Annotated in this window: 17 protein-coding genes; 2 read left to right on the top strand and 15 right to left on the bottom strand. The window is 46.1% G+C overall.

Annotation, left to right across the window (positions count from 1 at the left end):
- Window positions 1-5: 5 nt before the first annotated feature.
- The 4 genes from OCU60_RS02550 to rlmD all read right to left on the bottom strand — a co-directional run bounded on the left by OCU60_RS02550 (window position 6) and on the right by rlmD (window position 6,392).
- The gene (locus tag OCU60_RS02550) at window positions 6-1,646 is read right to left on the bottom strand and encodes a CTP synthase (protein ID WP_074372727.1); all 1,641 of its coding nucleotides are present in this window, start codon (window positions 1,644-1,646) and stop codon (window positions 6-8) included.
- 201 nt (window positions 1,647-1,847) lie between these two features.
- Window positions 1,848-2,657: a nucleoside triphosphate pyrophosphohydrolase gene (gene mazG, locus OCU60_RS02545; protein ID WP_074372726.1), complete on the bottom strand. Its 810-nt coding sequence runs from the start codon at window positions 2,655-2,657 to the stop codon at window positions 1,848-1,850.
- Between the two features lie 85 nt (window positions 2,658-2,742).
- Window positions 2,743-4,962, bottom strand: coding sequence for a GTP diphosphokinase (gene relA, locus OCU60_RS02540; RefSeq protein ID WP_074372725.1), 2,220 nt, complete (start codon window positions 4,960-4,962; stop codon window positions 2,743-2,745).
- A gap of 110 nt (window positions 4,963-5,072) precedes the next feature.
- Window positions 5,073-6,392 carry a 23S rRNA (uracil(1939)-C(5))-methyltransferase RlmD gene (gene rlmD, locus OCU60_RS02535; protein WP_074372724.1) on the bottom strand — a complete coding sequence of 440 codons (1,320 nt, stop codon included), beginning with the start codon at window positions 6,390-6,392 and terminating at the stop codon, window positions 5,073-5,075.
- 346 nt (window positions 6,393-6,738) lie between these two features.
- Here rlmD and barA point away from each other — a divergent pair, with 346 nt between their 5' ends.
- Window positions 6,739-9,519, top strand: a complete 2,781-nt coding sequence (gene barA / locus OCU60_RS02530) for a two-component sensor histidine kinase BarA (protein WP_074372723.1) — start codon at window positions 6,739-6,741, stop codon at window positions 9,517-9,519.
- A gap of 2 nt (window positions 9,520-9,521) precedes the next feature.
- Here the strand turns inward: barA and acpS are convergent, their stop codons facing one another.
- The 11 genes from acpS to rpoE form a co-directional block, all read right to left on the bottom strand.
- Complete coding sequence (gene acpS / locus OCU60_RS02525) at window positions 9,522-9,914, bottom strand: holo-ACP synthase (RefSeq protein ID WP_074372722.1); 393 nt, start codon at window positions 9,912-9,914, stop codon at window positions 9,522-9,524.
- A 3-nt stretch (window positions 9,915-9,917) separates the two neighbouring features.
- Window positions 9,918-10,649, bottom strand: coding sequence for a pyridoxine 5'-phosphate synthase (gene pdxJ / locus OCU60_RS02520; protein ID WP_074372721.1), 732 nt, complete (start codon window positions 10,647-10,649; stop codon window positions 9,918-9,920).
- Complete coding sequence (gene recO, locus OCU60_RS02515) at window positions 10,646-11,377, bottom strand: DNA repair protein RecO (protein WP_074372720.1); 732 nt, start codon at window positions 11,375-11,377, stop codon at window positions 10,646-10,648. The genes pdxJ and recO overlap by 4 nt, the downstream gene beginning before the upstream one ends.
- Window positions 11,378-11,467: 90 nt before the next feature.
- Window positions 11,468-12,433: a GTPase Era gene (era, locus tag OCU60_RS02510; RefSeq protein ID WP_074372719.1), complete on the bottom strand. Its 966-nt coding sequence runs from the start codon at window positions 12,431-12,433 to the stop codon at window positions 11,468-11,470.
- Window positions 12,426-13,103: a ribonuclease III gene (gene rnc / locus OCU60_RS02505; RefSeq protein ID WP_074372718.1), complete on the bottom strand. Its 678-nt coding sequence runs from the start codon at window positions 13,101-13,103 to the stop codon at window positions 12,426-12,428. The genes era and rnc overlap by 8 nt, the downstream gene beginning before the upstream one ends.
- Before the next feature lie 82 nt (window positions 13,104-13,185).
- The gene (lepB, locus tag OCU60_RS02500) at window positions 13,186-14,082 is read right to left on the bottom strand and encodes a signal peptidase I (protein ID WP_074372717.1); all 897 of its coding nucleotides are present in this window, start codon (window positions 14,080-14,082) and stop codon (window positions 13,186-13,188) included.
- A 139-nt stretch (window positions 14,083-14,221) separates the two neighbouring features.
- Complete coding sequence (gene lepA / locus OCU60_RS02495; protein ID WP_074372716.1) at window positions 14,222-16,015, bottom strand: translation elongation factor 4; 1,794 nt, start codon at window positions 16,013-16,015, stop codon at window positions 14,222-14,224.
- Between the two features lie 125 nt (window positions 16,016-16,140).
- Window positions 16,141-16,629 carry a SoxR reducing system RseC family protein gene (locus OCU60_RS02490; RefSeq protein WP_074372715.1) on the bottom strand — a complete coding sequence of 163 codons (489 nt, stop codon included), beginning with the start codon at window positions 16,627-16,629 and terminating at the stop codon, window positions 16,141-16,143.
- The gene (gene rseB, locus OCU60_RS02485) at window positions 16,626-17,609 is read right to left on the bottom strand and encodes a sigma-E factor regulatory protein RseB (protein WP_074372714.1); all 984 of its coding nucleotides are present in this window, start codon (window positions 17,607-17,609) and stop codon (window positions 16,626-16,628) included. Before rseB ends, OCU60_RS02490 begins: the two co-directional genes overlap by 4 nt.
- Window positions 17,606-18,268, bottom strand: a complete 663-nt coding sequence (locus OCU60_RS02480; protein WP_074372889.1) for an RseA family anti-sigma factor — start codon at window positions 18,266-18,268, stop codon at window positions 17,606-17,608. Before OCU60_RS02480 ends, rseB begins: the two co-directional genes overlap by 4 nt.
- Before the next feature lie 32 nt (window positions 18,269-18,300).
- Window positions 18,301-18,873 (bottom strand): RNA polymerase sigma factor RpoE, encoded by a 573-nt coding sequence (gene rpoE / locus OCU60_RS02475; RefSeq protein ID WP_072960220.1) that lies wholly within the window; start codon window positions 18,871-18,873, stop codon window positions 18,301-18,303.
- A gap of 448 nt (window positions 18,874-19,321) precedes the next feature.
- On the opposite strand from rpoE, the gene nadB reads away from it, so the two are divergent.
- Window positions 19,322-20,935 carry an L-aspartate oxidase gene (gene nadB, locus OCU60_RS02470; protein WP_074372712.1) on the top strand — a complete coding sequence of 538 codons (1,614 nt, stop codon included), beginning with the start codon at window positions 19,322-19,324 and terminating at the stop codon, window positions 20,933-20,935.
- Window positions 20,936-20,957: the final 22 nt, after the last annotated feature.

The following is a 20,957-nucleotide window of genomic DNA, read 5'->3' as shown; positions in this document are numbered from 1 at the left end:
TCCTTTTATTTCTCAATAGTGCGACGCTGATACTCACCAGCGGCTTTTACAAACCCAGAAAACAGCGGGTGTCCATCGCGAGGTGTTGAAGTAAACTCAGGATGGTACTGAGAAGCCACAAACCATGGGTGATCCGGATTCTCAATTACCTCAACCAGTTTTTTATCCGCAGATAAACCAGAAACTTTCAGTCCCGCAGCTTCAATTTGAGGACGCAGCACGTTATTCACTTCATAACGATGACGGTGACGTTCATAAATGGTTTTGCTGCCATATAGTGCATGAACTTTACTGCCTTCTTCAAGATGGCACAACTGCGCACCTAAGCGCATTGTTCCACCCAAATCTGATTTCTCAGAACGCTCTTCAACTTGACCTTCAGAATCGGTCCACTCCGTAATCAAACCCACAACCGGATATTGCGTGGCTCGATTAAACTCGGTTGAATGTGCCCCTTCCATACCCACAACGTGACGCGAATATTCAATTAAGGCAACCTGCATTCCCAGACAAATGCCCAGATAAGGGATCTTATTTTCACGCGCATATTGAGCGGCTAAGATCTTTCCTTCGATGCCGCGATCGCCAAATCCGCCCGGCACCAGAATTGCATCCAGCCCTTCCAGCAGTTCAACGCCTTTATTCTCCAGATCCTGAGAATCAATATACTTGATCTGAACACTCAAACGGTTTTTCAGACCCGCATGTTTTAAAGCTTCGTTGACTGATTTATATGCATCAGGCAACTCGATATATTTACCCACCATGCCAATGACAACTTCACCGGTCGGGTTGGCTTCTTCATAAATCACCTGTTCCCATTCAGACAGGTCAGCTTCCGGGGCTTGAATCCCGAAGCGAGAGCACACTAAATCGTCCAGTCCCTGCGACTTAATCAGCTGAGGAATTTTATAAATGGAATCAACGTCTTTCATTGAAATGACGGCTTTTTCAGCCACATTACAGAACAGCGCAATTTTTTTCCGCTCATTGGCGGGAATGATGCGATCAGAACGACAGATCAAGATATCTGGCTGAATACCGATAGAAAGTAACTCTTTCACGGAATGCTGGGTCGGTTTTGTCTTCACTTCTCCAGCAGCGGCCAGATAAGGGACTAAGGTTAAATGCATAAACATTGCATTTTCACGACCAATGTCTACAGCAAGCTGACGAATGGCTTCGATAAACGGTAGCGACTCGATATCTCCCACCGTACCGCCAATTTCAACGATGGCGACTTCGTGCCCTTCAGCACCGGCAATCACACGGTCTTTAATCGAATTGGTAATATGAGGAATGACCTGAATCGTTGCACCGAGGTAATCACCACGACGTTCTTTCCGTAAAACATCCGCATACACACGACCAGCGGTAAAATTGTTCCGTTTGGTCATCTTGGTCCGGATAAAGCGCTCGTAATGCCCCAAATCCAGATCGGTTTCCGCACCATCTTCAGTGACGAAAACTTCACCGTGCTGAGTCGGGCTCATGGTACCAGGATCCACGTTAATGTATGGATCAAGCTTCATGAGGGTCACTTTCAGACCACGTGCTTCTAAAATCGCTGCAAGAGATGCTGCTGCAATGCCTTTACCTAGAGAGGATACGACCCCGCCAGTCACAAAAATATACTTTGTCGTCATGTTTAACCTGAAATTGGTTGAATGAGGGAAATGGATTTCTTCTGGACGGGATGTAAATATACCAGAACCCCATTAACGCCACAACGTGAAACTTATCACACTCCCACTTTTTCTTTTTTGCTTCAAATCAAATCCAATCAGCACAGTTGTAGCTCATTCTGGTTGAGCTACATTATAAAGACTTTCATCCAAAGCCAGAGTTCAATCTGAACCCTGATTTTTCTCTTGGAGCTTCACCTGTTCCCAGAAACGATCTAATTCACTGAGTGTATAGTCATCGAGGGATCGACCTTCCTGCTTAGCCAGCGCCTCGACGCCTTGAAAGCGTCTGGAAAATTTCTGATTTGCTCGCGTAAGCGCAGACTCAGGATGCTGCTGCAAATGTCGAGTCAGGTTCACGACCGCAAATAGCAGATCGCCCAACTCATCTTCGATAGCAGCAGGATCCTGCGGTGAGCAACGCACCTCTTCAATCACTTCATCCAGCTCTTCCCGAACTTTGTCCACAACAGGCGTCAAAGTATCCCAGTCAAACCCATGCTTGGCACACTTTGCTTGTAATTTATAAGCCCGGCTTAATGCAGGAAGCGATTTAGGCACCCCATCCAAAATGCTTTGCTCTTGCCGACCTGCGCTGGATTTTTCTGCTGATTTAATTTTTTCCCAGTTAGCCCGAATGGCCGCTTCATTGTCAAAAACCTGATCAGAAAAAACATGTGGATGACGACGGATCAGTTTCTCATTGACACTTCGAATCACATCATCAAAATCGAATAACCCTTGTTCTTGAGCCAACTGACTATAAAAAATGGCTTGGAAAACAAAATCACCTAATTCTTCTTGCAGATTTTCAAAGTCCCGGGCATGAATGGCATCGATCACTTCATACGTCTCTTCCACGGTATGAGGAACAATACTGTCAAACGTCTGCTTTTGGTCCCATGGACAGCCGGACTCAGGATCTCTGAGTTGTGCCATGATCTGCTTTAACTGTTCAATTGGATGAGACATAACCTTCCTTTTGCTCCAAAGAGAAAGCGAGGAATGACCCTCGCTTTTTGTAACGACTGAACTGCCATGAGCATGTCAATACTCGTTATCCCAGCCGTTTGACTGACAGGACATCTTTCGTCTGATCGATGCGTTGACAGACTCGTGTAAGCACTTCAACACTGGTCAGTTCCAAATCAAAATCCATATAGACAAGCTGACGTTTATGATCGGTTCGGCTCTTCATACTGGTCACTTTAATTTTCTCATTCGCCAACAGCGTCGTAATATCCTTTAACAATCCGCCCCGCTCCATCGCTTCAACCCGCACGGTCAACACGTAAGAACCAAGCAGTCCACGTCCCCAAACGGTATCAATAATCCGCTCCGGCGCATGATGACTTAACTCTTCCAGCTGTTCACAGTCGCTCCGGTGGACAGAAATCCCCCGTCCCTGAGTAATGTAGCCTTTAATCTCATCCCCGGGAATCGGGCGACAACAACGCGCCAAGTGCGTCATTAAATTATCGACGCCTTCAACAACAACGGCATCTTTACTCGGTGCCGGGGTTGCCGTCTTCAGCTCCTTCTCCTGTAACTTTTCAAGAACCAGCTGATCTTCTTCTTCCGCAGTCGGCTTATTGACCAAGGCATTAATGTGATTGACGATCTGATTGATCCGCAAATCACCACTGCCGATCCCGACATATAATTCATCGGGTGAATTGACGTTAAATCGTTTCAGCGCATATACACTGGCATCTTTCAGTGTTGCACCAATTTTTGCCAGTTCTGTTTCCAGAATTTCCCGCCCAGCCTCGAGGTTCTTCTCTCGGCTTTGCTTTCTAAACCAAGCGTTAATCTTCGCCCGGGCCCGTCCGGAATGGACAAATCCCAATGCCGGATTGAGCCAGTCTCGCGATGGGTTCGGCTCTTTGGCTGTGATAATTTCAACCTGATCCCCCATCGTCAGTTTATGGGTAAACGGAACGATTCGTCCTGCAACCTTCGCACCAATACAGCGATGTCCCACTTCTGAATGAATATGGTAAGCAAAATCCAGCGACGTTGCCCCCATCGGTAAATCCACGACATCCCCTTTGGGTGTAAAGGCGTACACACGGTCATCAAATACCTGACTGCGCAACTCATCCAGCATTTCACCGGAATCAGACATTTCTTCTTGCCAGTCAAGCAGCTTGCGCAACCATGTAATCTTCTCATCATAGCCACGATGTCCCGCAGAGCTGCCTTCTTTATATTTCCAGTGGGCAGCAACCCCCAGTTCTGACTCTTCATGCATCTGGCGAGTTCGAATCTGAATTTCAATCGTTTTCCCTTCAGGGCCAAGAATTACCGTATGAATCGATTGATATCCATTGGGTTTCGGGTTGGCAACATAATCATCAAACTCACTGGGTAAATGCTTATACTTGGTATGAACCACCCCAAGAGCCGCATAACAATCCTGAAGTTTCTCGGCGATAATCCGAACCGCCCGAACATCGAATAACTCATCGAATGCCAGGCTCTTCTTCTGCATTTTGCGCCAGATACTATAAATATGTTTCGGACGTCCGCTGACTTCGGCATGAATGTTTGACAGATGCATTTCTTCACGCAGATCTTCAACAAACTCCTGAATATATCTTTCACGAACAATCCGCCGTTCAGACAACTGCTTGGCAATCTGTTTATAGGTATCCGGCTGTTGATAGCGAAATGCATAGTCTTCCATTTCCCATTTCAACTGACCGATTCCCAGACGGTTGGCTAAAGGCGAATAGATATTGGCACACTCTTTTGCCGCCTGACGTTTGATTTCGTCAGGTTGATCTTTCACTTCACGGAGATTACAAATTCGTTCCGCGAGCTTAATCACGACGCAACGGAAATCATCCACCATCGCCAGTAGCATCCGCCGGACATTATCCACTTGCGTTGAGGCTTCACTGCCTTGCATCGTGACATTCAATTGCCCGATAGCAGCCATTTCCTCAACACCATCAATCAACTTGATAATGTCCTTGCCATAGCGTTCTTGTAAAATTTCAGCATCGAGCAATCCGCCAGATACAATCGGAAACAACAACGCTGCGACTAACGTTTCCTGATCCATCGATAACGTCACCAGTATTTCGATCATCTCACGCCCACGCCACAGCAACAGTGGCCCGGCCGGATGATCGACCACTAAGTTTTCCATCTGTCGATAGACCTGTTTCAGTCGCTCCGCGAGTTTTGGGTCTCGCACAATACTGGCGATCCACTTATCGGGTTCAAATTGTTCGTCTGAGTTCAGATGTGCGCTTCTTACCGCAACCATTATTCTCTATTTCGTCCTAGTTTTATGTTCGTTTATTGAGGGCCGATGCGTTGACTTTGACCCTATCGCTACTGATGAGTTCACCTCATCTGACAGTTTCACAACCCACGTTACATTTTGATAAACAAAGCCATCGATTCGAGATGACTTGTGTGAGGAAACATATCCAGCATCCCCACTTTCTCTAACTGATATCCTTGCTGTAACAACTGCTGACTATCTCTGGCCAGTGTCGCGGGATCACAGGACACATAAACCACACGCTGAGCCCCGAAATCAGACAGCAACTCAATGACACCTTTCGCACCGGCTCTGGCCGGGTCGAGCAATACCTTATCAAATTTCGCCTGTGCCCACTCGACGTCGATCAACGTTTTCTCAAGATTCGCCTGATAAAAAGCAGCATTGACAATCTGGTTGAGCGCAGCATTGTTACGCGCTTGAACAACCATTTCTTCAATCCCTTCAACCCCGACAAGTGACTTCACTTGTTGCGCGATCGGCAAGCTAAAATTACCAACACCACAGAATAAATCTAGCACACGATCTTCCTCACTGAGTGCCAGCCAAGCAAGCGCCTGATGTACCATTTTCTGATTGATGTGTCGGTTTATCTGTATGAAATGGTGGGGCTGGAAAGAAATTTCAATCCCTGTATCGCGATAAACAGGTTCATGCCCATTCAGTAAACGAGGGTTCCCGGCTTCGGCCATCATATAGAGTGAAACATGCCGTTGCTGCGCAAAAGTAACGATATCAGCCTGATCCGAATCAGTCAGCGGACCAATAGTACGCAACAGCATCACTGTCCCGTTATCAGCAGCAATCAATTCCAGATGCCCGAGCTTTTCTGGCTGCGACATCGACTCAAATAACGCTCTGAGTTGCGGAATCAGTGACTCTAGCGTCGGCGCTAATACCGCACAATGTTCAATATCGACAATATGGTTACTATTTTTCTGACGAAAACCGAATGCCAGACGTTTCGATTGACTGTCCCACTTCAAACTGAAACGAGCCCGACGTCGATACCCCAAATCCACGTCAGAAACAACCGGAGAGAGTGGCACGGATAATCCGGCAAATTTATTCAGCAACTGTGATAGCGACTCTTGCTTGTATCTCACTTGTTCCCGATGGCTCAGGTGTTGCAGGTTACAACCACCACAACGATGATAATGCGGGCAGAACGGTTTGGTTCGTTCGGCACTCTCCTGTTTAACTTGGATCAGTTTCGCCCGGGCATACTTACTTTTATTCTCTGTCAGTTGAATCAGGACTTGTTCTGTCGGCAAAGCACCTTCGATAAAAACCGGCTTCCCTTCCAGATAAGCAATGCCCTCACCATGGTGATCCATGCGAGCCACCTGAACCAACTGATGCTTTTTATTGATCGTAGATTGTTTTTTAGGTTGGAAAAAACGAGCCATATAAATACATTACCGCTTGTGATATTGCCGAATACCGTGTTACGCCTGCCCGTTCGAGCCGTCGATATCACAGTAAGAGACTTGCAAAATTTTTGCTATTTTCCCATATCCACATCACGATGTTTAGCAAATAATCCACCGAGAAAAAAGCGCACAATCAAACGGCATAAAATTTCGTGAAATCATCACTATTCTTATCAAGAATAAATTGTGAATTGTTGATGACTTGATTAAGCTAGCAGCTCAGATAAAGCTTCTCCGTGACGGAAGAAAACCTCAACCGAAAGCAGAAAAGTGCATGATTCAATGCGTTATTTCTGATCTTCATTATGATAATTAGAGACTAATGACCACCAAATATGGCTTGCGCACTCGCGTCATCACACTCACTCTGGCACCGACGCTCATCATCGGCCTGCTGTTAAGTGCATTTTTTTCTTATAACCGTTATCACGATCTTGAGTCTCAGGTTATTCATGCAGGCTCAAATATCATCGAGCCGCTGGCTATCGCCAGTGAAGAAGGGTTGGAAAAGCATAGTCGGGAATCGATCAGGCGAATCATCAGTTATGCGCACCGTAAAAATTCTCAGTTTGTCCGGAGTATCGCTGTTTTCGACAAGCACCATGAACTATTCGTCACGTCTAACTTCCATCCTGATTTCGAATCACTGACTTATCCGAAAGACAAGCCCATTCCAATTTTGGGCAGCTCAGAAATGAAGGATAACAATACTTTAATTCTTCGCACTCCGATTCTGGCGGAAAGTCGGCTGATTGACGGTAGAGCCAATGCCGAGACCTTACCGGTCCTTGGCTACATTGTCATTGAGCTCGACCTTTCATCACTGAGGCTCCAACAGTATCAGGAAATTTTTTCCGCGATTTTAGTCTTGATTCTGGGCTTGGCACTTTCCGGTGCTTTCGCATTTCGTTTACTCCATGATGTCACCCGACCGATTACCCATATGAAAAATATGTTGGACCGGATTCGACGAGGACATCTGGATGTTCGTATTGAGGGAGAAATGCATGGCGAACTGGATGAACTGAAAAAAGGGATCAATGCAATGGCGGTCTCTCTGTCGGAGTACCATGTCGAGATGCAGCATAGTATTGATCAAGCGACCTCTGACCTACGAGAGACACTCGAACAGCTTGAAATCCAAAACGTTGAGCTGGATATCGCTAAAAAACGGGCTCAGGAAGCCGCCCGCGTAAAATCTGAGTTTCTGGCCAATATGTCTCACGAGTTAAGAACACCATTGAATGGTGTGATTGGTTTTACCCGACAAATTCTGAAAACACAACTCACCAATAGCCAGAAAGATTACCTGCAAACGATTGGACGTTCAGCGAATAACCTCTTGACGATTATTAATGACATTTTGGACTTCTCCAAACTGGAAGCCGGCAAACTGGCGCTCGAAAATGTTCCGTTTGAATTGCAAGAAAATCTCGAAGAGGTCGTCGATCTGCTGGCAACCAGCGCGCATGAAAAAGGGCTGGAAATCAATCTAAAAGTTGATCAGAAAATTCCGGTCGGTCTGGTCGGTGATCCCCTGAGAATCCAGCAAGTGATCACCAACCTTGTCGGTAACTCCATTAAGTTTACGGAACGAGGGAATATCGATATCAGTGTCGAGCTTCGGTCGGTCCGGGATGATTTGGTTGAGCTTCAGTTTATGGTCAGGGATACAGGAATTGGTATTTCCGAACGACAACAAGCACAGTTATTCCAGGCATTTAGTCAGGCAGATGCCAGTATTTCCCGCCGTTATGGCGGCACAGGGCTTGGATTGGTTATCACCCAAAAACTGGTCAGTCAAATGGGTGGAGAAATTAGTCTGACCAGCCGTTTGCACCGCGGTTCGACCTTCTGGTTCACCATTCGCCTCCATCCGACCGATATTATGATGGGTGAGTGGTACACTCAAAAACAACTGGCGGGTAAAGAAGTTCTGTTGATCGAGTCACACATGCAGTCTGCTTCTATCTTACAGCAAACCCTGACGCAATCTGGCTTACGTGTTAATTATATGACCACTTTCCCGGACAATCCGCCTCAGTCAGACTACGTGATTCTCAATTTCTCACCGACTCAGAAATTAGTATCAGAAGAAGCGGAAGCGCTGGTGAAACGAGCGGTAGCATGTTCTGAACATGTTTTAATCGGGATCCCGAGCACCGAACTGGCACTGGCTGATAACCTGATGACGCACTATCCGATCAAGTGCCTAACCAAACCACTCGCACGTAAAAAACTGTTACAGCTCATGCTGGATATTCATCCTGAGTTGTCTGCTTTTCAGGAAGAAACCACGCTTTCGACTTCGATTGAGAAGATGCCGTTAACGGTCATGGCTGTCGATGACAACCCCGCAAACCTGAAGTTGATCACTGCACTATTACAGGAAAGGGTGGGTACGGTGATTAGCTGTACCAACGGAGAAGAAGCAGTCGAGATCGCCACTCGCCAGGAGTTTGACATTATCTTCATGGATATTCAGATGCCCAAAATGGATGGGGTCACCGCCTGTCAGGAGATCAAGAAATTACCGCTCAATACAACCACGCCGGTCATTGCTGTCACCGCCCATGCGATGGTGGGAGAACGGGATCGTTTACTCAATGAAGGCATGGACGATTATCTGACTAAACCGATAGATGAACATGTGTTGCAACAGGTTTTGGTGCATTGGAATCCTCAGCCACAACGGCCGCAACAAGATGCCTCGCCAGTCGTTGATTCGCAATCGACTGATGTTGATGTCACACAGCCAACATCATCCGTGATTGACTGGCATATGGCTTTAAAACAAGCTGCGAATAAAGAAGATTTAGCCAAAGATATGCTGACGATGTTGGTTGACTCTATCCCAGAAGTCCATCAGCTCATTGAATTGTCTTTGAATGATGAATCCGATCGGGAAGCATTACTTCATCATATCCATAAGCTCCATGGCAGCTGTTCCTATAGCGGTGTCCCCAGATTAAGAAAAATCTGTGCCACGCTGGAACAATCACTGCGTTCAGGCAAAGCCATCAAAGACCTTGAGCCTGAACTATTTGAATTGCAAGATGAGATGGCAAAAGTTGCTGAAGCGGCGCAACGCTTAATGACCTGAAATCAATGGCCGGTGTTGTTTTCAAGAATCACGGAAGCAACGGCGTAGCGTCGCTCATCTGATATCGAAAGATGGATGGCATTCACACCAAATGACTGAGCAAATTCTTCGGCTTTGCCACTCAACTGTAGCCATGGTTTACCGAGTTCATCATTCAACACGGTAAAATCCTGTAGTGAAACGCCTTGTGCGATCCCGGTTCCCAATGCTTTTGAAGCGGCTTCTTTGACCGCAAACCGTTTCGCTAAAAATCGCTCCGGTTTTTTACTCTGCGTATAAATCGCAAACTCACGCTCACTCAGAATACGCTGCGCAAAAGCATCTCCATTTCTGGAAATCGCAGCCGCGATCCGCTCAATTTCGACAATATCCGTCCCAAAGCCGACAATTGCCATAAATTAGCGTCGGGCCTCTATCATTAAGGACTTCATATCTGCCACAGCCTTCGCAAAACCGTCAAAGATAGCACGACCAATAATCGAATGGCCGATATTCAGTTCGTGGATCTCCGGCATTGCAGCAATGGCAGCAACATTATGATAAGTCAAACCGTGACCGGCATTGACGATCAGACCGATATCACTGGCATAACTGGCTGCCGCTGAAATTTTCTTCAACTCATCTTGCTGAGCCGCAGAGGTTTCTGCATCTGCATAATGCCCCGTATGTAGCTCAACGTAAGGCGCTCCACAGGCCTTAGCAGCATCAATCTGTTCTTTATCCGCATCGATGAAAAGCGACACTTTGATACCGGCTTCAGTTAACTTGTGAGTCGCCGCTTTGACTTTCTCAAGTTGCCCTAACACGTCCAGACCACCTTCAGTGGTTAGTTCCTCACGCTTCTCAGGAACGAGACAAACATAGTCCGGGCAAACCTCTAATGCGATAGCCACCATTTCATCCGTGACGGCCATTTCTAAATTCATTCGAGTTTGTAGTGTCTCTCTTAAAATTTTGACATCACGATCAAGAATATGGCGACGATCTTCTCTCAAATGAATCGTTATCCCATCTGCGCCAGCACGCTCAGCAACCTCTGCTGCATGAACCGGATCAGGGTATTTAGTCCCACGTGCATTCCGTAATGTTGCAATATGATCGATATTAACGCCTAAAAGAATTGCGCTCATGTTCCTTTACTCCGTGCTCTCGAAATACCAATTTGAGAAATGAACAGTTCTCGGCTTTTGAGTGGTTTGGCCCCCAGATAAGGTTTGAGTGCTATCCGGGTAAACCGTTTGGCCGCCTGTAACTGTGCTTGTGTCGTGAAGCGTCGTTCACTAATGGCTATCAACTCTTCTCCCACAAACGTCAGATTATCTTTGCGAACGGAAGCGATAAATCCTTTTTGTTCCCGATATCGATAAGTCATCGTCGGAACAACCGGTTCTCCGCTGCCGGCACAGTGCAAAAAATCGACGCCATACCCCAAACAAGCCAGTAGCGAGAGTTCAAAACGCCGTAGCGCCGGCTCTGGATTCGATGACTGTGCCAGTTCGGTCAATACTTGCAGATAATCATAAAAAAGTCCCGGTAAGGGAACTTCTGAAGGGATGAGTCGTGCCAGTAATTCATTGACATATAACGCTGAATATAAATGAATGCCAGTCAAAGGTAAACCCAGACTGATCGGCTCGGCCTGACGCAATGTGCGCATCGACCCCTTCCCCGACCATTTCAGAAACAGTGGTACAAAGGGTTGCAACACAGCTTTTAGCGGAGAACGGATGCGACGTGCACCTTTAGACAGTAAAGTCATTCGCCCGAATTCTTCAGTGAAGACATCGATAATCAGGCTGCTTTCACTATATGAGCGTCGATGTAAAACAAAACAACGCTGAAGTTGGTTCTCTGACATCATTCCTATCTCTCTGAGGTGGTAACCTCAGGGGCTGTAGAACTTATCCCTAATGACACTCGGGCCCCGCAACAAGAGAAAGTAATATCACTATAGATCGTCAATATATCCCAAACTTCTTAGTGCTCTTTCATCGTCAGCCCAACCGGATTTCACTTTGACCCACGTTTCCAGATAGACTTTACGACCAAATAACGCTTCCATATCAAGACGGGCTTCGCGACCTATCGTTTTGATTTTTTCGCCCCCTTTGCCGATGATCATTTTCTTCTGACCGATCCGCTCGACCAAAATCAAGCCATTGATATGAAAACCATCGGTTTCCGGGTTGTAATCAAACCGTTCAATATCGACCGTCACCGAATAAGGGAGCTCTTCACCGGTAAAACGCATGATTTTTTCCCGGAGGATCTCTGACGCCATAAAGCGTTGCGAGCGGTCAGTCACATATTCACTCGGGAAATGGTGAACCGCTTTCGGAAGATGGCCGCGAACATGCTGACGAATCGCATCAATGTTTTTACCGTGTTTTGCAGAAATGGGAATCACATCAACAAAATTCATCTTGGTAGACAATTCGTACATGTGCAACATCACTTCATTACGGTCTTTAACGTTATCGACTTTATTGACACAAAGAATGACCGGAAACCCCGCTTTATTCAGCTTGGTAAACACCATTTCATCATCTTGGGTCCAGTGAGTGCCTTCGACCAGAAAAAGAACTAAATTAACATCACTGAGTGAGCTGCTTGCAGCACGGTTCATGAGACGGTTAATCGCTCGTTTTTCCTCAATATGTAGCCCCGGCGTATCCACATAGATTGCCTGATAGTCCCCGTCCGTATCAACGCCCATAATTCGATGGCGTGTCGTCTGCGGCTTACGCGATGTTATCGAAATTTTCTGTCCCAGTAGCTGGTTCAGTAAGGTGGATTTACCAACATTGGGGCGTCCGACAATCGCCACAAAACCACAATGTTGGTTCTCTGGTTTACTCTCTTCCTGACTTTCTGATGCAAAAAAAGCATCAATATCAAATTCTTTATCAGCCATTATTCAATTGCTCTAGTGCTAGCTCTGCAGCCGCTTGTTCTGCCTTGCGGCGACTGGTGCCTTTTCCGATAACAGGTATTCCGATACCCGCTATTTCACATGACACAGTAAAATCTTGGTTGTGTGCCTCACCTTTAATATTAGTCACTGTATAAACAGGAAGCGGTTTTCTTCTGCCTTGCAGGTACTCTTGTAGCCGAGTTTTGGGATCTTTTTGCGACACCCCGGGCTGAATCGCGTCCAAACGCGTCTGATACCACTCTAAAATGATCCGCCGGATCGACTCGATATCACTATCCAGATAAATGGCGCCAATAATCGCTTCAACGGCATCGGCAATAATTGAATCGCGGCGGAAACCACCACTTTTTAGTTCCCCTGGACCTAATTTTAAGTAATCTCCCAGCTCAAACTCCCGAGCCAGCTCAGCCAGAGTGTTCCCCCGGACAAGCGTCGCACGCATCCGGCTCATATCACCTTCGTTACTCTTCGGAAAACGGTGATAAAGCTCATCTGCGATGACAAAACTTAAAATTGAATCGCCCAGAAACTCAAGACGCTCGTTATGATGACCATTCGCACTCCGGTGTGTCAGTGCGAGCTCCAGTACAGCGCCATCACTGAACTGATACCCTATTTTTTTCTCAAGTTTATATGTTGGAGAATTCATGATTTCTCAATATTGAAAGGCTGATCTATTGACCAGCCTGGTTAAATAAATGCCCCTGATAATCGCAATTATCCGGTAAATATTAATGAATCTGACCAATTCGATTCAAGCGAACCCCAGTCGGAATCCATGATGGTAACACGCTATCAGGCGAGCGGTTAAACTCAAAACTAATCCATATAGCAACGGCCTTACCGACCAGATTGGCTTCAGGAACAAATCCCCAGTAACGGCTATCAGCACTGTTATCCCGATTATCACCCATCATAAAATAGTGCCCTTCAGGAACAACCCATTCATTCACCCCCGGACGAGGTTTATAATTTATCGGGTTATCCATCCGCCATGGATTAATCAAAATATGGTGCTTCACCTGACCCAATTGCTCATCGAGTTGCTCCATCGGTGCTACATTCGATTTCAGGTCACTCCGCACACGATTTGACTGTGACACGACCTTACATTTTGTTGCACCTTTTGGCTGAATACAAATACGCTTATCGGAACTGTAACGAACAATATCACCCGGTAATCCGACAACGCGTTTAATATAATCAATACTCGGATTCGGTGGATAACGGAACACAGCGATATCGCCACGCTTAGGCTTACCGATAGGCAAAAACTCGGTATGTGTCACCGGATCTCTCAAGCCATACGCAAATTTCTCAACCAGTATAAAATCACCAATAAGCAAGGTCGGTTTCATCGACCCTGATGGGATTTGAAACGGTTCAAAAATAAATGACCGAACAATCAGAACCAACGCAATAACGGGAAAAATAGAAACACTATTTTCTACCCACCATGGCTGAGGTAAAACTTGATGCTGTAGGGATGGGTCGAGCTCTTTGGTCTGAGCCAGAATCTCATCGCGCTTTTGCTGGCGTTTTTTCGCCCAAACAAACTTTTCGAGAGCCCAGATAATCCCGGTCACAAGCGTCACAATGACTAGTATGAGTGAAAATGTATTCGCCATGAACTTCCCTTTGTTAAAAATACGAAAGTGAAAGAACCGAGACTCTTTCACTTGAGCTGTGTATATCCAAGTCACTCAACATGTTAAAACGACATGTTGAGTTCATGGAGATATATCTGTGCAACAGACCGAACGTCAATTAATCTTTGCCGACATGAAGAATGGCTAAAAACGCTTCTTGAGGTAACTCGACGTTACCAATCTGTTTCATCCGCTTTTTACCTTCTTTCTGCTTCTTCAACAGTTTTTTCTTCCGGCTGACGTCACCACCGTAACATTTTGCCAGCACGTTTTTGCGTAATTGTTTCACGGTCGAACGTGCAATGATGTGGTTACCGATTGCAGCCTGAATCGCAATATCAAACATCTGGCGAGGAATGAATTCCTTCATTTTTTCAACCAACTGGCGTCCGCGTGTCTGGGCTTGATCTTTGTGGGTAATAATCGCCAGAGCATCAACCTTCTCGTTGTTGAGCAACACATCAACACGCACCATGTTTGATGTTTCAAAACGCTGGAAAGAATAATCCAGAGAAGCATAACCGCGAGAGGTTGATTTTAAGCGATCAAAAAAGTCCAGAACTACTTCAGCCATCGGAATATCGTAAGTCAAAGCCACCTGATTACCGTGGTACACCATATCAACCTGCACACCCCGTTTTTCGACACAGAGTGTAATGACGTTCCCCAGATAATCGGAAGGTACCAGAATATTACAACGACTGATCGGCTCACGAATTTCATTAATATCGTTTATCGCTGGTAATTTGGCCGGACTATCGATATGAATTACTTCACCATCCGTTTGCTCTACCTGATAAACAACCGTTGGCGCGGTTGTGATCAAATCAAGATCATATTCCCGCTCTAAACGCTCCTGAATAATTTCCATGTGCAGCATGCCAAGGAAACCACAACGGAAACCAAAACCAAGTGCTGCCGATGTCTCCGGCTCATAAAATAACGATGCATCATTGAGACTGAGCTTGCCTAGCGCATCACGGAAGTTTTCATACTCATCCGACGAAATCGGGAATAATCCGGCATAAACCTGCGGTTTGACTTTTTTAAATCCGGGGAGAGCTTTCTCACACCCATATTTTGCATGGGTTAACGTATCCCCGACCGGTGCACCGAGAATGTCTTTGATACCACAGACAACCCAGCCCACTTCGCCAGTACCTAACTTCTCGGTATCCACCTGCTTCGGTGTAAAGATCCCGATGCGATCAACGCCCCAAGTTTGTCCGGTACTCATGACTTTGATCTTATCGTTCTTTTTCAGAATCCCATTTTTAATTCGCACCAGCGACACGACACCCAAATAATTGTCAAACCAAGAATCGATAATCAAGGCTTGCAAAGGGGCATCAACATCCCCTTCCGGTGGTGGTATATCTGAAACAATGCGTTCCAGAACATCATCGACACCAATTCCGGTCTTCGCAGAACAACGCACAGCATCAATCGCATCAATGCCGACAATGTCCTCGATTTCTTCAGCTACCCGTTCTGGTTCTGCCGCTGGTAAGTCGATCTTATTCAGGACCGGAACAACTTCCAAGTCCATTTCAATCGCGGTGTAGCAATTGGCGAGCGTTTGAGCTTCAACACCTTGTCCGGCATCGACGACCAACAGCGCCCCTTCACACGAAGCGAGAGAACGGGATACTTCATAGGAGAAGTCAACGTGTCCGGGAGTATCGATAAAGTTGAGCTGGTATGTTTCTCCGTCTTTGGCGAGGTAGTCCAGAGTCACACTCTGAGCTTTAATGGTAATACCACGTTCACGCTCAAGATCCATTGAATCTAGAACCTGTTCTGCCATTTCACGGTTCGTTAAGCCGCCACACACCTGAATCAGGCGGTCGGAAAGCGTGGATTTACCGTGGTCGATATGGGCGATAATCGAAAAGTTACGAATGTGCTTCATAGGTTTGGGATGATTAAACTCTTTTAATATTGAAAAGAAAAAGAACAAACCGTCTCAAAGATACAGGTTCTATTCCATTTAAGTTGGCAGATTCTACCCAATTTAAAAGGGATTCGCATCATAAATCACTTCGAGACATCATGACTGACAATTGGCTCTCCTAAAACCCGGAGCAAAACAACTTCTTCCAGAGATAATTTTTCCATGCGACGGGCCAGAATTTTAGCGATCCAGACACCACCAGCAGTGAATAAGACGGTGCAGGCAATCACCCACGGCTCCCCGCCACCAAGCAGTGGTGCAAGCCAAAGCTGCCCAATTCCACCGCCTAAAATCATCATCAACAAAGGAAAAAGATAAACAATAGCAGCAGACTGCAACAGACTTTTTTCAGGAAATCCGATTTCCACAACCTGGCCGGCTTTGACTTGCTGGGACGTATGCAGCTGCCAAGTCAGCACTTTCTTACCGATAGCTTTAGAAACCATCCCGGTACCACAGCTGGAAGAAGACGCACAGTGGCTACAACTGGTCTGCTGCTGACAACTCAGTTCAACCTGATAATCATTCGTGTCTTCGTGCACTCGAGCAACCGTTGCCAAAGCCGTCATCATGGCTGACTTTCCTCGGGTGTGGTTTTCGAACGCCGTTCAAACGTGACGGATTGAGCAATTCGTTTTGCAGTGGACGGCGGAATATCACCAATCACTGAGATTTCAGTTTTTCCTTTCACGACAGTTTGTAATGTCCGCCGACCTTGACGGATCAACTGATTTTTCAATGAAAGATTGTCACTATCAGCCACATAAACCGAGAAACTAAACAGACCGTCAGTATAGATCTGGCTTTCGACCAAACGATCCGTGATTGCCATCCGGTAACGGTTCAACTCTTTAGAAGAGAATCCATTAGGAACCCAACTCACGCTCCAGAATGATTTCTTCACAGGATTTTCAGGCAATGAAAGTACATGTGGCAATTGCGCTTTATTTAAGCTCAGCATGAGCTCAGCCAATTTATGACTCAGGGAATAAGAAATGGTCCGGTACTGCTCCAGAACTTCACCGTCACGATCAACCAGATCAGCGCGGAGTGGCAGATGACTTCGCTCATCGATCCACAAGACATAGGAATAACGCAGTCCATCTTTCGGAACAACTCGAATAACCTGACACGCAGCGCCGGCTTCTCTCCCACGGCCAATTTTCACAAAATCATAATAATGACTCAGTTGGGTCATGTCGCCATGGAGTAACGGAATAACCGGTGCCACCATTTTGTTGGATTCGATGGTAAATGGTTCAATTCCCGGCTCGATATAGCTAACCTCGTCACCACGACGGATAACCTCTCGAACAGGTCCGCTCAAATAAACCAAATGCGCCAAAGAATAACCATCTTCGACCGCATGCCGATATAACAATGGCTCAATCCCATTCTTCTTAATCAGAATATAGGAAAGCTCATAATTTAATTTTTGGCTGGCGCGGCTCATCTGATGCAACAAAGCCTCTGCAGAGGGTTCATCTGCAAAGGCTAATGATACATTCAAACTGAACAGCGCAGTTACAACACTGACCAGAAATTTTTTCATTCAACAACTAACTCTTGGTTTTCACCTGAATGATCAGATGAGTCCCGTTTTTGTTCGCTATAAAGTTTTAACTGTAGCTCATAATCTTGCAACATCGCATTGACGCGACGACGTTGTTCCTGAGCACTATTTTCTGTCGTATGTCTCATCATCGAATCACGCGTCAGACTTACGGGCTCAGCAGTTCCGGCCAGGGGGACCGTTTGTAACACGGGAAGCTGCCCATTGTCAGCAACACCCTCTCCATCAACGCCATCCCCCGTCTGATACTGTTGTACACCGACAATGACGACAAGGGAAACACAAGCTGCAACAGCAACCTGTCCCAATTGACCTAACCATGCAGGTAACTGTCTTCTGGACTGTTCTGGCGATGGCTGAGATTCCAAAGGTGTAATCGTCAAAGTGTCCGGATTCTCAGTATTATGTTGTTCATATGCCAAATCTTTACGATGGATTGGCTCATCTTCCAGCGCTAACGCAACCCGAGAGGCAATATCCCATTCCCCTTGAGGTGTATCACCACGCATCACATCACCAATCATGTGATAGTTACGCCATGTATCTAAACCTTCATGATCTTGCGATAGATCGCTAATAAACGATTTATCGATCAATTCGCCATCCATAAGCGCCGAAAGTTTCTCTTTATCAGCCATTTTATTCACCATTATCTAGACAACTCCAGACATTACAAAAGCGAACCAATCCGCTTTTCTACCGCTTCTCGTGCTCGAAATATTCGTGATCTTACCGTTCCGACAGGGCAATTCATCACCACCGCAATTTCTTCATAGCTTAATCCTTCCAATTCTCTCAGAGTCATTGCGGTCTTCAAATCTTCAGGCAACGCATCAATTGCCGCAAATACAGCATGTTTCAATTCTTTTGACAGCGTAATATTCTCTGGGTTCGAAATTTCTTTCAAAACATGACCACTTTCGTAATATTCAGCCTCTTCGGCATCCACATCATTTGCAGGAGGACGTCTACTTTGTGCAACTATATGGTTCTTTGCTGTATTCACGGCAATTCTGTAGAGCCACGTATAAAATGCACTTTCTCCCCGGAATGAAGGAATAGCCCGGTAGGCTTTAATAAAAGTATCCTGAGCGACATCAGCGACATCACCGCTGTTGTTTACATATCTGGCGATGAGGTTGCAAACTTTATTCTGGTACTTAACCACCAAAAGATTAAAGGCTTGCTTATCTCCACTCTGAACGCGCTCAATCAATACTTGATCAGTCAACTGCTCGTGCATTCGAGCGTATACTCCTATCGTTCATCCCTTACCTTCTCAGATATGGGTATTAATACTTCAAAATGTAGTATTGACACCACCGCTTACATGAGCAGTATAGTGAGACCCATGCACAGGAAAATAGTTCCTCCCTGCGGTGAAATTTTTCTTCATATTAGTGGTGAATCTGTCGCCGTACAAATCAGCGCTTCGTCACTTTCCTTAAATGAGGTAAAATTTCATCGATGTCAACCGTGTTTATTAAAGCATTGCATGTAGTGAAAGTGAAAAACAAGCGAAATCGGGAATTCATTCATTTTTATCGGACTGATCCATTATATCGCCACGATGTTTCAATACTTAAGGTCCAATTGTCACTTCAGGTTGTCACTTCAGGGAGCTTGTTCATGACAGAAAACGACATGAACGGAAGAGAAATAGATTAGGAATTGTTGGGAAAAATAAAACTATGCGTGTAAACCAAGAACATCAGTGTGATGTACTCGTTATCGGAAGCGGTGCTGCCGGACTTTCTCTCGCACTACGGGTTGCAAAAAAGTGTCAGGTCATTGTTCTGAGTAAAGGGCCCTGGAGTGAAGGTGCGACCTATTATGCACAAGGTGGTATTGCAGCGGTATTCGATGAGTCCGACAGTATCGAATCACATGTTCAGGATACGCTGATTGCCGGTGGTGGCATTTGTGAAGAAGAGACTGTTCGCTTTATTGCTGAAAATGCTAAAAAGTGCGTTCAGTGGCTGATTGATGGCGGTGTGCCATTTGATCTGGACGAAGGCAGCCACCAGAACCATCCTAAGTATCATTTGACTCGGGAAGGCGGACATAGCCATCGTAGGATTCTCCATGCTGCGGATGCAACAGGCATGGCGATGCAGACATCTTTACAAGATAACGTCATCAATCACCCGAATATTAAAGTACTGGAACGCCACAACGCACTTGATATGATCACTGAAGACAAAATCGGCGGTGACCCGAAGAAAGTGATCGGAGCCTATGTCTGGAACCGTAACGATGAGCATGTCGAAACCATTAAAGCGAAATTTATTATTCTGGCAACCGGTGGCGCGTCCAAAGTATATCAATACACGTCCAATCCCGATGTTTCATCAGGAGACGGGATTGCCATGGCTTGGCGCGCTGGCTGCCGAGTCGCCAATCTAGAGTTCAACCAGTTTCATCCCACCTGCCTGTACCACCCGGATTCACGCAACTTTTTGCTGACAGAAGCCTTAAGGGGGGAAGGCGCTTTCCTACGCCGTCCTGATGGTTCTCGATTTATGCCGGATTTTGACGAGCGAGCGGAGCTGGCACCGAGGGATGTGGTCGCCAGAGCAATCGACTACGAGATGAAACGTATTGGTGCGGATTGTATGTATCTGGACATCAGTCATAAACCTGCGGACTTCATCGAAAAACATTTCCCGACAATTTACACCCGCCTCCAAAGTCTGGGCATAGACATGACCAAAGAGCCGATTCCAATTGTTCCTGCAGCACACTATACCTGTGGCGGGGTGATGGTAAATCGCCAAGGGGAAACCGACCTCAAGCAACTTTATGCGATTGGTGAAGTCAGCTACACCGGCTTACATGGTGCGAACAGAATGGCATCCAATTCATTACTGGAGTGTGTGGTTTATGCCCGTTCTGCGGCACAAGATATTCTCGAAAAACTTGAACATGCCCAACTTGCCAAGTCTCTTCCCCCTTGGGATGAGAGCCAAGTCACCTGCTCCGATGAAGAAGTTATCATTCAACATAACTGGCATGAGCTGCGGCTCTTTATGTGGGATTATATGGGCATCGTTCGCACAGATAAACGTTTAGAACGCGCTTTGAGAAGGATTCACCTGCTTCAACAGGAAACACATGAATATTATAGTAATTTCCGAGTTTCCAATAATCTCATCGAGCTCAGAAACTTACTTCAGGTTGCCGAATTGATGATCTGTTGCGCAATGCAACGCAAGGAGAGCCGCGGATTGCATTACACGCTGGATTATCCTGAGCCATTAGAGAATAGTGGTCCAAGCATCCTTGATCCTAAAGATTTTTCCTGAGTCTGAGTTTTCCTGAGTCTGA

This window comes from Vibrio spartinae, from assembly GCF_024347135.1.
Taxonomy (GTDB): Bacteria; Pseudomonadota; Gammaproteobacteria; order Enterobacterales; family Vibrionaceae; genus Vibrio; species Vibrio spartinae.
This window is presented reverse-complemented; position numbering and strand designations above follow the sequence as displayed.